The sequence below is a fragment of the Streptomyces sp. H39-S7 genome (assembly GCF_027158205.1).
Classification (GTDB): Bacteria; Actinomycetota; Actinomycetes; order Streptomycetales; family Streptomycetaceae; genus Actinacidiphila.
Genome location: NZ_JAPVLU010000015.1, coordinates 39,608 through 50,178 on the forward strand (window position 1 = coordinate 39,608; position 10,571 = coordinate 50,178).

At 70.6% G+C, this 10,571-nt stretch carries 12 protein-coding genes and 1 pseudogene; 8 read left to right on the forward strand and 5 right to left on the reverse strand.

Annotation, left to right across the window (positions count from 1 at the left end; translation table 11 throughout):
• Positions 1-100: 100 nt before the first annotated feature.
• Positions 101-475 carry an anti-sigma factor antagonist gene (locus tag O3X23_RS16430; RefSeq protein WP_269272125.1) on the forward strand — a complete coding sequence of 125 codons (375 nt, stop codon included), beginning with the start codon at positions 101-103 and terminating at the stop codon, positions 473-475.
• A 79-nt stretch (positions 476-554) separates the two neighbouring features.
• On the opposite strand, the gene O3X23_RS16435 is transcribed toward O3X23_RS16430, so the two are convergent.
• Together O3X23_RS16435 and O3X23_RS16440 are read right to left on the reverse strand one after the other, a co-directional pair.
• Positions 555-848 (reverse strand): hemerythrin domain-containing protein, encoded by a 294-nt coding sequence (locus O3X23_RS16435; RefSeq protein ID WP_331283920.1) that lies wholly within the window; start codon positions 846-848, stop codon positions 555-557.
• Positions 849-863: 15 nt separating this feature from the next.
• On the reverse strand, positions 864-986 hold the full coding sequence (locus O3X23_RS16440; RefSeq protein WP_269272127.1) for a hypothetical protein: 123 nt from the start codon (positions 984-986) through the stop codon (positions 864-866).
• Between the two features lie 196 nt (positions 987-1,182).
• On the opposite strand from O3X23_RS16440, the gene O3X23_RS16445 reads away from it, so the two are divergent.
• The 4 genes from O3X23_RS16445 (at position 1,183) to O3X23_RS16460 (ending at position 4,338) form a co-directional block, all read left to right on the forward strand.
• Positions 1,183-2,241, forward strand: a complete 1,059-nt coding sequence (locus O3X23_RS16445) for a YihY/virulence factor BrkB family protein (RefSeq protein WP_269272128.1) — start codon at positions 1,183-1,185, stop codon at positions 2,239-2,241.
• A 106-nt stretch (positions 2,242-2,347) separates the two neighbouring features.
• Entirely contained in the window at positions 2,348-3,010 is a 663-nt protein-coding gene (locus O3X23_RS16450; RefSeq protein WP_269272129.1) for a helix-turn-helix transcriptional regulator, read from the forward strand.
• Positions 3,011-3,042: 32 nt separating this feature from the next.
• Positions 3,043-3,558 (forward strand): DUF3291 domain-containing protein, encoded by a 516-nt coding sequence (locus tag O3X23_RS16455; protein WP_269272130.1) that lies wholly within the window; start codon positions 3,043-3,045, stop codon positions 3,556-3,558.
• A 30-nt stretch (positions 3,559-3,588) separates the two neighbouring features.
• Positions 3,589-4,338 (forward strand): carbon-nitrogen hydrolase family protein, encoded by a 750-nt coding sequence (locus O3X23_RS16460; RefSeq protein ID WP_269272259.1) that lies wholly within the window; start codon positions 3,589-3,591, stop codon positions 4,336-4,338.
• Here O3X23_RS16460 and O3X23_RS16465 read toward each other — a convergent pair.
• The 3 genes from O3X23_RS16465 to O3X23_RS16475 all read right to left on the reverse strand — a co-directional run bounded on the left by O3X23_RS16465 (position 4,304) and on the right by O3X23_RS16475 (position 7,641).
• Positions 4,304-6,004: an immunity 49 family protein gene (locus O3X23_RS16465; protein WP_269272131.1), complete on the reverse strand. Its 1,701-nt coding sequence runs from the start codon at positions 6,002-6,004 to the stop codon at positions 4,304-4,306. The two genes, O3X23_RS16460 and O3X23_RS16465, sit on opposite strands and share 35 nt — an antisense overlap.
• A 186-nt stretch (positions 6,005-6,190) precedes the next feature.
• Positions 6,191-6,739 carry an aldo/keto reductase gene (locus tag O3X23_RS16470; protein ID WP_269272132.1) on the reverse strand — a complete coding sequence of 183 codons (549 nt, stop codon included), beginning with the start codon at positions 6,737-6,739 and terminating at the stop codon, positions 6,191-6,193.
• Between the two features lie 50 nt (positions 6,740-6,789).
• Positions 6,790-7,641, reverse strand: a complete 852-nt coding sequence (locus O3X23_RS16475) for an aldo/keto reductase (RefSeq protein ID WP_269272133.1) — start codon at positions 7,639-7,641, stop codon at positions 6,790-6,792.
• Between the two features lie 494 nt (positions 7,642-8,135).
• On the opposite strand from O3X23_RS16475, the pseudogene O3X23_RS16480 reads away from it, so the two are divergent.
• The 3 genes and pseudogenes from O3X23_RS16480 to O3X23_RS16490 all read left to right on the forward strand — a co-directional run.
• A pseudogene (locus O3X23_RS16480) lies at positions 8,136-8,511 on the forward strand (MmyB family transcriptional regulator); the annotation flags it as partial.
• 161 nt (positions 8,512-8,672) lie between these two features.
• Positions 8,673-9,758, forward strand: a complete 1,086-nt coding sequence (locus O3X23_RS16485; protein WP_269272134.1) for a glutamate--cysteine ligase 2 — start codon at positions 8,673-8,675, stop codon at positions 9,756-9,758.
• A gap of 454 nt (positions 9,759-10,212) precedes the next feature.
• Positions 10,213-10,359 (forward strand): hypothetical protein, encoded by a 147-nt coding sequence (locus O3X23_RS16490; protein ID WP_269272135.1) that lies wholly within the window; start codon positions 10,213-10,215, stop codon positions 10,357-10,359.
• Positions 10,360-10,571: the final 212 nt, after the last annotated feature.

Genomic DNA, 10,571 nt, shown 5'->3' on the forward strand with positions numbered 1-10,571 from the left:
CGACACAACTGCGACCGCGCGGCGGATCGGCCGTTTCGGTGGGAGTGGTGGGGCGAATCGAGGGTAGCGGTGCGGTGTCGTCGATATTTGGAGGTCCGCTGTGCCCGCTGAGCCTGCCGCACTGGCTGTCACCGTCACCGCTCATGGTCCCGAGCGTGCGGTGGTGTCGATTCGAGGGGAACTCGACTACGACGCCGCCGCGGAGCTGCAGCGACAGCTCTCCGATCAGATGGCGCTCGGGTACCGGCACCTGATGCTGGACCTCTCCCAGATGCCGTTCATGGACTCCTCCGGGCTGCGGGTCGTGCTCGAGCTGATCAGGGACATCGGCCAGGCCGGCGGACGCGTCCTGCTGGTCGCACCCGCGCCGGCGGTGCGCAGGCTCTTGGAACTGACCGGTGTGAGTTTGATGAACCCGCTCTACGACACGATCGAGGACGCGCTGCGGACCTATACCGAAGCGCCCGCGCAGTAGTTCCGCCCGGACCGCTCCGCGTCACGTGCTGCCCCGCCCTGCTGCCGATCGGGGCGGGGTGCGCCACGCACGCGGTCCTCTACTTCCTCGCGCTGGGAACCGCGAGGGGGCTACGCGGCGCCGTTGATCTGGCGGCCTCCAGCTGAGTGCCGACCTCCTGCAGTCGGTTGCGCCCCATCGCCTTCCGCACCTCGGGGAACCACTCCTTCTCCTCCTCCTCGACGTGATGGCGTACGTTCTCGATGAGAACGGTCATCTTGGCGTCGAAGCGCTCGTCGGCGGAGTCGAGATGTGCGAGCTCGGAGAGTATCCACAGCACTACGTGGTGCTCCCGAATTCGGTGATCGGTTCTGCAGTGCGGAGCCCCCCGAATGGTCGGGGGGCCGGGTCAGGCGTGGGTGGGCCGCCGGTGGCTGCGGCGGGTCGACGGGGCGGAGGCTTCGCGGTCGCCGGAACGGTGCCGGGCGCCCTGCGGGGGATTGCTCCAGACCAGAATGAGAGCCAGAACCATCGGAGCAGTAAGCAGGACCAGGAGTCCCATCGCGCACCTCGCTTTCGTCGGTCAGTGACCTTGCGCCTGACCGCTTCGACGGGCGGCAAACACCGAGCCCTCGAATGGGTGGACGTGCGAGTGCGGGTCCGAAAGCCGCCGGTCACGGTTGGCCTCGCCGAAGCATGGGCGGGGTATTGCGGGAAAGCCGCAAGGTATGTCACCCCTCACACCGAAACCCGAGCACGAACCCGTGCATGAAGCCGAGAGCGATCGCTCAGCCCCGGACCGGGACGAAAGCGTGGGTCCGGACGAGCAGGTGGAGGAGGAGGCACCCGACCGCCCCACCGAGCTGCCGAAACGCTCCTGGTGGGCGGTGCTGCGGGGCACGGTCGAGGAATTCAGGGAGGACGAGCTGCCCGACCGGGCGGCGGCCCTGACCTACTACGGGATTCTCGCCCTCTTTCCGGCTCTGCTGGTCCTGGTATCCCTGCTGGGCATCGCGGGGGAGTCGACGACTCAGCGAATCCTGGACAACGTGCAGCAGCTCACCCCGGGCTCGGCCCGCGATGTGGTCACCGACGCGGTGAAGCAACTGCAGGGCAACAGCGGGGTCGGCTCGGTGCTGGCGATCGTGGGTCTGGCCCTCGCGGTGTGGTCGGCGTCCGGGTACATCGCCGCGTTCATCCGCGCGTCCAACGCCGTCTACGACGTGCCCGAGGGCCGCCCGGTGTGGAAGGTGCTGCCGCTGCGACTGGGTCTGACCGTGGTGCTGATGGTCCTCGCGTGTGCGAGTGCTCTGATCGTGGTCTTCACCGGCGGCCTGGCCCGTCAGGCCGGTGCCGCGCTGGGTATCGGTGACAGCGCGCTGACCGTGTGGTCGATCGCGAAGTGGCCGGTGCTGGTGGTGCTCGTGACGATCATGATCGCGCTGCTGTACTGGGCCGCGCCCAACGCCAAGGGCCGTGGGTTCACGTGGGTGACCCCGGGCAGCGTTCTCGCCCTGCTGATCTGGATGGTCGCCTCGGGCGGCTTCGCCTTCTACGTGGCCAACTTCGCCTCGTACAACAAGACCTACGGGACCCTCGCCGGCGTCATCGTCTTCCTGGTGTGGTTGTGGATCACCAACCTCGCCGTGCTGCTGGGGTTGGAGTTCGACGCCGAGATGGCCCGCCAGCGCGCGATCGCCGGAGGCTGCCCGCCGGACGAGGAGCCCTACGTCGAACCGCGCGACACCCGGGCGTGGACCGACGAGCAGCGCCGCCGTATGGAGTGATGCCGTCCGGTACCACGTCGCACGGACCGTGTGGACCGCGACGGCCAACCACATGCCTGCGGCTCGGCCATCTACTGATAGCAGTCATTGGTTATAGAGTTGCCTCGTGAACAGTGAAGATGAGGTTTTCGAGGCCGTGGGTGCACTGGCGGACCCGGTGCGTCGTGGGCTGTACCGGCACGTGGTGGCGACGCCGGGCGCGGTGGGGCGCGACGCGGCGGCCACGGCGGTCGGGGTCTCCCGCTCGCTCGCTGCCTTCCATCTGGACAAGCTCGTCGAGGCGGGTCTGCTGGCCGTCTCCTACCAGCGGCTGTCCGGGCGTACCGGCCCGGGCGCGGGACGGCCGGCGAAGCTCTACCTGCGGGCGCCCGGCGAGCGCGGGGTGTCGTTGCCGCCCCGCTCCTACGATGCCGCAGGCCGGCTGCTCGCGAAGGTCGTCGACGGTGCCGCGCTCGACCGGGAACTGCAGTCGGCCGCCCGGGCGGCCGGCGCCGCGGAGCACGCGGCGCCGAGCGCGGAGGTCGATCCGGTCGAGGCCCTGCGGTCGCGGGGGTACGAGCCCTACCGGGAGGGGGACAGGGTCCGGCTGAACAACTGCCCGTTCCACTCGCTGGCCGACGAGTTCCCGGCCCTCGTGTGCGGGATGAACCTCGCCTTCATCGAAGGCCTGCTTCCCGGCTGCGCCGGTGGCGGGGACTGGACGGCGACGATGGATCCGCCCCCGGAGGGGTGCTGTGTCACCCTCGTTTCTAAAACAAATGACTCTTGACTATAGAAGGTTGGTCCGGCCATGCTGACCCCATGACCAACTTTCAGCTGGCCCAGGTCAACATCGGGCGCATCGTCGGCCCGCTCGACGGACCCGAACTGGCCGACTTCGTCGCGCAGTTGCCCGAGATCAACGCCCTGGCCGACCACGCGGCCGGTTTCGTCTGGCGCATGGTGGACGACGAGGGACAGGACTCGACGGGCCTGCGGCCCGACGGGACGGACGACCTGCTCCTGATCAACTGCTCCGTGTGGGAGTCGGTCCAGGCGCTGCGGGACTTCACCTACCGCAGCGAGCACCTGAAGGTGCTCAGCCGGCGACGGGAGTGGTTCGTGAAGATGGCTGAGCACCATCAGGCGCTGTGGTGGGTACCCGCAGGCCATCGCCCGACGACCGCCGAGGCCATGGAGCGCATCGCGCTGCTGCGCGAACAGGGCGACGGCCCGCTCGCGTTCACCTTCCGCAAGCCCTTCCCCGCGCCGCTCCCGGCGGTTCCGGCGGCCTCGGCGGTCCTCTCGGCGGTCGCGTCCGCGCAGACGACCTCCTGACCCGGCACCGCGGGTGGCATGCTGGCTGGTGTGAAGATCGCCGCCGCTCAACTCCACTGCGTCCCGGGGGACGTCGTCGCCAATGCCCGACAGGTCGCCTCCCTCGCCGAGCAGGCGCGCGCACAGGACGCCGAGCTGGTCGTGTTCCCCGAGCTCGCGCTGACCGGCTACGAGCTCGAGGCCGTGCGGCGTGATCCCGGTCTGTGGCTGAGCGCGGACGATCCGCGGCTGGACGTGGTACGGGCGAGCGGGATCGCCACCGTCGTCAACTGCGCCGTGGCCACCAGCGGCCCCCGGCCCGCCGTCGGCACACTGGTCTTCGGCGCCGACGGCGAACTGGTCACCACCTATGGCAAGCAGCATCTGTACGAGCAGGAGCAGGACGTCTTCAGCGCGGGCGATCGGGACGGACGGTTCGAGCTCGGCGGACTCCGCTTCTCACTGGCCACCTGCTACGACAACCATTTCCCCGAACTGACCGCACGCGCGGCTGCCGATGACTGTCAGGTGCACCTGGCCAGCTCACTGTACGGAACGGGCAGCGGCGTCGAGGAACGGGCGGCCGTCTACCCGGGCATCGCCAGGGACGCACACCTGTACGTGGTGCTGGCCAACCACGTGGGCCGCGCGGGCGAGTGGACCGGCTGCGGTCGCGCCGCCCTGTGGGCCCCGGGCGGCGCCCTCGTCGCCGAGGGGGACGACCGCACGACCACGGTGGTCATCGGGGAGGTCTCGACCGAGGGGCTCAGCCGGGGATCGTCTCGATCCGGTCGCGGTTGACGAGGTGCCAGGGCAGGTGTGGCTGCTTCGGAGGAAGGGGGAACTCCCCGTCGTACGCCAGGCACGCCATCGCGAGCGGACCGAGCGCCACCCGCGCGCGCGGCGCTGCCGAGTCGCCCCAGAAGGCCCGGTGCTCGGCGACAGCCTCGGCCAGGGTTTCGGCGAAGGCCTCGTGGTTGCGTTGGATCAGGCGGTGGAAGAGGGCGACGGGCTGGTAGTCGATCCGGTTCACGAAGTCGCGCGGCGCGTGGGCCACCGTCTCGGGCTGGGACGCGTTGATCGTGGCGATGAGCTTGTCCACGACCTCGTCCATGGGGCGCCGGGACCAGTAGCTCCGCAGCGTGTCGATCCAGTGCAGGACGTACGGGTCGACGGTGCCGTCCCGCCCCAGCAGTTCCAGCGGCACCCGGCAGAGCAGGTCGGCCCGCTCCTGTTGGCGGCAGGAGACCGCGAGATAGAAGGCGTCGAGCCAGGCGCGGGCGTCCGCTGGCGGTGCGGCAGGCAGCGTCGGCAGCGGCCGCACCAGGTCCTCGCCCAGGTGGCATTCCTGCGCCTGCGCGCCGGTGAACAGCGCGGTGCCCAGCTGCACGGCGGTCGCCCAGGCGTCCCAGGTGTCGATCTGTGCCACGTCGGGGTCGTCGACGCAGCGGGCGTGGGCGAGCGCGAGAGCCGTGGCGAAGGCGTCCCCGAGCCCGGCCGGATCGTCCGCGAGGCCGGCTATCGCCTCGGCCGCTGTGCGGGCGAGCTCGGCCGGGGCGGGCGCCTTGGCGGCGGAGCTGGTGGCGAGGCGCCCGGCGCTGTCGAGGCGGACGAGGCCCTTCATCAGTCCGAGCAGTTCCGGCGGCGGCTGGAGGGAGAAGGTGCGGGTGTCGTGGTCGATGACCGTCAGCGATGTCAGGCCGCCGCGATGCCACCAGTAGACCCGTGGGGACAGGGCACCCGGCCCGTCCTCATGGGCGCCCAGCGCGTACGAGGCAAGGGCGTTGAGCGCCTCGGCCACCGACCCGTCGGCGATCGGGTGGTACGCCACCAGGTGCCGGGTCGGCACGACGACGAGGGCTCCGGTGTCCGGCAGCGGCTCGCCGGTGACCTGCCGGGCCAGCTCGGACAGGAAGAGCGCCTTGCTCGCGACGAACGGGGAGTCGCCGTACACCGAGTGCAGCAACGCCCCTTCGTCGAGCGGTACTTCGTCGTGCTGAGCGGGCACCTTCAGCAGGTTCTCGTACGCCGCCCTGCCCAGCTCCCCGATCTCGACACGCTCCACGTCGGTGTCGGTGAGGATCCGCACACTGGCGGGCGTGTCGAGCGCGTAGGCGAGGACGAGCCCCTCGGCCACCACCCGCGCGTACCGCAGGGAGGTGACGAGCTCCGGGGTGAGCGCATCGGTGGGCAGCAGCCGCGCGTGCACCCCGCGCAGCAGTTCCTCGGCGCTCTCGCCGCCCGGACTCGCCGCCCGCAAGGCGGCGAAGTGCGCCTCGACCAGGTCGGGCCAGCGGTCCTCCGGCGCCTGGGCGCACAGCTGCGCCAGGTTGTGCAGGGAATAGCCGTGGCTGCTCCGCACCTGCGGGGCGGCGAGCGCCCGCAGTCGTGCGGCCTGCTCGACGGTCAGCATCGGCAGGGCGGGGTCGGGGGATCCTGGTGCGGCAAGGATGTCGTCGTGGTTCACCCCAGTGACTTTACGAGTCGGGTACGACACCTGGTCGCCGGGGCCCGCGCGCAGGACGTTCCGGAACGGCCTGCTGCGCCATGTCGCCGCGGGGGATGGCCGGTTGGGAATGTCGGTGCACGTTGCCGCCGAACAGGGCGGTCCTCGTCCCGGGCAGGGACGGCTCTTCCTTCGTGAGCGTGCGGGTCACCGGCTGCGGGTGCGCGGGGCGTTGTACTGCTCGTCGGTGATGTGCTCCAGCCAGGTGGTATCGGGCCGGTCGTCGTCGGGTGCGGTGGCGTCCCACAGGGCGAGGTGCTGCATGAAGTTGTCCTCGGCGGCGCCGTGCCAGTGCGCTTCGCCGGGCGGGCAGGTGACCGTCTCGCCGGGGTGGGCCTCGTAGACGGTGCCGTCGCGGGTGCCGATCAGGGCGATGCCGGCGACCACGTGGAGGGTCTGGCCGACGGCGTGGTGGTGCCAGGCGCCGGCGCCGCCGTGGTCGATCATGCCGAACTTGGTGGCGAGGACGACCTGGTCGCGGCGGCCTTTGAGGGCTTGTCCGACGAGGGCTTCGTTGATGTAGGGGCCGTAGATTTCGGCGGTGTCGATGAGGGTGACGCCGAGGTCGAGGGCGCGGTGGATGGTGCGGACGGATTCCGCGTCGTCGCTTCCGGCACCGGTCAGGCCGTGGGACATGCCCATCGCGCCAAGACCGATCCGGGAGACCTCCAGGTCACCCAGCTTGATGTGCTTCATTAGTCGGCTCCCGCCATGGTGGGTGGGGGTGCTGGGGCAGGGTCTGGTGTTCAGTTGTCGAGGCGGCGCTTGCTGAGCCAGGCGACCATCTCGGGGTCGTGATGGTCGAAGAACAGCGTCGTGCCGGTCTCGAGGCCGGCGATCCGGGCCATCTGCTGGTCGGTGAGTACGAAGTCGAAGACGTCGAAGTTCTGCGCCATCCGGTCGGGGCTGACCGACTTCGGGATGGTGACGATGTCCCGCTGGACCAGCCAGCGGAGCACGACCTGGGCCGCGGACTTGTCGTGCGCCCTGCCGATCTCGCTCAGGACGGGGTGGGTGAACAGGTCGTTCCTGCCTTCGGCAAAGCCGCCCCAGGACTGGTGCTGGACCCCGTGCTCACGCATCAGCGCCTGATCGGCGGTGCGCTGGAAGAACGGGTGGGTCTCGATCTGGTTGACCGCCGGAGCGATCTCGTTGTTGAGGATCAGGTCCAGGAGCCGGTCGGGGTAGAAGTTCGCGACGCCGATCGCCTTGGCCAGGCCCTCCCGGTTGGCCGTCTCCATCGCGCGCCACTGCCCGTACACGTCGCCGTAGGGCTGGTGCATCAGGTACAGGTCGACGTGGTCCAGGCCCAGCCTGGCCAGGGACGTCTCCAGTGCGCGGCGGGTGTTGTCCTGGGCCGGGGCGTCCTGTACCCACAGCTTGGTGGTGACGAACAGGTCCTCGCGCGGGATCCCGCTGTTCTCGATGGCACGGCCGACAGCTTCTTCGTTGCCGTAGGCGGCCGCGGTGTCGAGGAGCCGGTAGCCGGCCGTGAGGGCGTCGGCGACAGCCTGCTCGGTCCGGTCCGGCGGGATCTGGTAGACGCCGTAGCCGAGGATCGGCATCTCGATGCCGTTGTTCAGGGTGACGGTCTGCATGGGGGTCTCCTTGTCGTTCGGGAGGATGGGAGCGGCCGGAGGGCGTGGACCCGTGGCCGTAGGTGTTACGGCAAGCTTCCGCCCGGGTCCTGGCAGGTGGTCACTCGCCGGCAGGGTGCCGTTGGACCGTTCGGAGGCGAGTTCCAGCTCCTCGGCTGCGGCGACCCTGTCCGGATCGGTGCCGTTCCGGTCCGTCATCATCGTTCCCTTCCGCTGTACGGAGCCGTGAGCCAGGGTGGTGCCCTGCCCTGTCGCAGTCCTCCACGTTCACCGTTGCCCGCCTCCATGAGGCCCGCCATCGGGAAGACACGACCCGCTCAGCTCGGCCCGGGAGGGCTGGGCGCTCGTTCTCGAACATGGAGCGACAGGTTCAACCGTGCCCCCTCGCGGCCGCCGCAGGCAGGCCGAGATGTGCCAGGGGGTAGCCGGCGGGGGTGTGACACGGCCCCCCTCGACGGGCATGCCGCACCCGAAGGTGGAGAGACACTGGCGGTATGGCATCCGAGCACAGCAGCGGCGACGAGCTGGCACGTTTCCTGCGCGCCCGCCGCACGCAGACCAGCCCCCAGTCCGCCGGCCTCACCCCCGGCCCGGGCGTCCGGCGCACCCCGGGCCTACGGCGTGAGGAGCTGGCCACGCTCGCCGGGGTCAGCATCGACTACTACACCCGCATGGAACGCGGCAAGGAGACCCGCCCGCGAGGTCTTCCCCGACTGGGACAAGCAGATCCGCCACTGCGTCTCCCGCCTACGGGCCCTGGCAGGCACCGACCCCGACGCCCCCGACCTCACCCAGCTCGTCGGCGAGCTGCTCCTGAAGAGCCCTGACTTCGCCGGACTGTGGGAGCGCTACGACGTCACCGGCCGCAAGATCACCACGGTGCCTTCACGGCCGCGATCGCCGACGGAAGGGTCACGACCTCCCCGGGCGGCGGGCCTCACCTCGCGGGCAGGCGGGCCCGGCGGTACCGCGCGGCGTATTCCCCGTGCTTGCGGGCAGGTCACCGGTGAGAACCAGGAAAGGGGCGCGCCGTGCGTACCGTGGGCGTCGAAGAAGAGCTTCTGCTGGTCGAACCGGGCACCGGAGAGCCACGAGCCGTGGCGGGAGCGGTGTTGGCCGCCCAGGCGGAGAGTGATGACGAGGCCCGTCTCGAAGCGGAATTGCAGCGCGAGCAGTTGGAGACCACGACGCGGCCGCAGGTGTCGATGAGTGACCTGGCGCGGGAGGTGCGCCGGTGGCGGGCGGCCGCGTCGGAGCGGGCGCGCGAAGCCGGGGCGGACGTCGCGGCGCTCGCCACGTCTCCGCTGCCCGTCGACCCCTCGGTGAGCGCGGGCAAGCGCTATCAACGCCTGGTCGAGAAGTTCGGACTGACCGCGCAGGAGCAGCTCACCTGCGGCTGCCACGTTCATGTGAGCGTCGAGTCGGACGACGAGGGGGTGGCCGTGCTGGACGGGATCCGGCCCTGGCTGTCCGTCCTCCTGGCACTGAGCGCGAACTCGCCGTACTGGCAGGGGCGTGACAGCGACTACAGCAGTTACCGAAGTCAGGTGTGGGGGCGGTGGCCGTCCGCGGGACCTGCGGAGGCGTTCGGCTCGGCGGAGGGCTACCGCACCCATGTGAGTTCGCTGCTGGCAACCGGGACGCTGCTGGACGAGGGGATGATCTACTTCGACGCGCGCCTCTCGCGCAACTACCCCACGGTCGAGGTCAGGGTCGCCGATGTCTGTCTGGATGCGGACGACACGGTGCTGCTGGCGGCGCTCGTGCGGGGACTGGTGGAGACGTCGGCCCGCGCCTGGCGCGCCGGCGAGCCCCCGTCGTCCGCGTCCGTGGGCCTGCTGCGGCTGGGGGCCTGGCAGGCGGCGCGGTCGGGGATCTCCGGCCGTCTCGTCCACCCGCTGACGTGGACGCCGGCGCCCGCCGAGGAAGTGATCGGCGCCCTGGTGGACCACGTCACGGATGCGCTGTCGGACGCCGACGATCTGACCCTGGTCAAGGAGTCGCTCAACCGGCTGCTGAGCCTCGGCGGCGGAGCCGGGATCCAGCGCGCCACCCACGCGCGCACCGGCGACCTGCGGGCGGTCGTCGACGACGCCATCGCCCGCACGGCGGCCTGAGCCCCGCACCTGCTCCTCCTCGCGCACAGCGGTGCGCACTCAGGTCGGAGACCGCAGGGGAGAGACCCGGCCGGCGGGGGGACGCCGACCGGGTCTCGGGAAGCTTCGGCAGGTCGGGGGAACCGGCCGAAGCGGTTCTGGGGCGACGAGGAACCGGCCCTTCGCGGTGGAACTCAGCGGGAGGCTTCGGCGCTCCTGGAGGTTCGACAACCGTGACGGAACCTGATGCTGAGGTTCCTCGCGCTCGTACAGGGATTAACGGCCGACCGCCTTCTCGTGTTCCGGTCGTGACGCCCGTCAGGGTGTGAGCTGTGCCACCGGTGGCGTCGGGCCGGCCCGAAGGAGAGCAACACGCCCGCAGTCGATCGGACTCGGACACATCTCGTGCGGTTCGCCGGGTAGACGCCCGGCACGAGGACACCGACGGAGTTCTCGCCATCATCCAGGAGGGGTCATGCCCGGAATCATCGCCCGTATCAAGGAGTTCAGCCGGAGCCCCCAGGGGCAGCGGACGATCGCGACCGCCCGGCGTACGGCTGCCGACCCGCGGAAGCGCGAGCAGGCTCGCCAACTCCTCGGCCGGTTGCGGGGACGCCGCTGAGCGGCCGACCCGCGCAGACAGCCCGACAGCGGCCCACCGGGCCGTGACGGAGACCTGAAGGAAGGTCACGATGGAGTTCGACGACCAGGCGGATCTCGACACGTCCCAGGTGGACGACCGCAGGGGCATACCCGGCGGCCGGGTATCCGGGGGCCCAGCGGGCACCGGAGTCCTGCTCGCCCCCCACCAGGCGTTCAGCCTCGCCGACGCTC

What these genes read in the sequence shown, in the direction of transcription:
- O3X23_RS16455 (WP_269272130.1), top strand. Translation starts at nt 3,043, where the DNA reads ATGACCAACTTTCAGCTGGCCCAGGTCAACATCGGGCGCATCGTCGGC.
- O3X23_RS16445 (WP_269272128.1), top strand. Translation starts at nt 1,183, where the DNA reads ATGTCACCCCTCACACCGAAACCCGAGCACGAACCCGTGCATGAAGCC.
- O3X23_RS16490 (WP_269272135.1), top strand. Translation starts at nt 10,213, where the DNA reads ATGCCCGGAATCATCGCCCGTATCAAGGAGTTCAGCCGGAGCCCCCAG.
- O3X23_RS16470 (WP_269272132.1), bottom strand. Translation starts at nt 6,739, where the DNA reads ATGAAGCACATCAAGCTGGGTGACCTGGAGGTCTCCCGGATCGGTCTT.
- O3X23_RS16440 (WP_269272127.1), bottom strand. Translation starts at nt 986, where the DNA reads ATGGTTCTGGCTCTCATTCTGGTCTGGAGCAATCCCCCGCAGGGCGCC.
- O3X23_RS16475 (WP_269272133.1), bottom strand. Translation starts at nt 7,641, where the DNA reads ATGCAGACCGTCACCCTGAACAACGGCATCGAGATGCCGATCCTCGGC.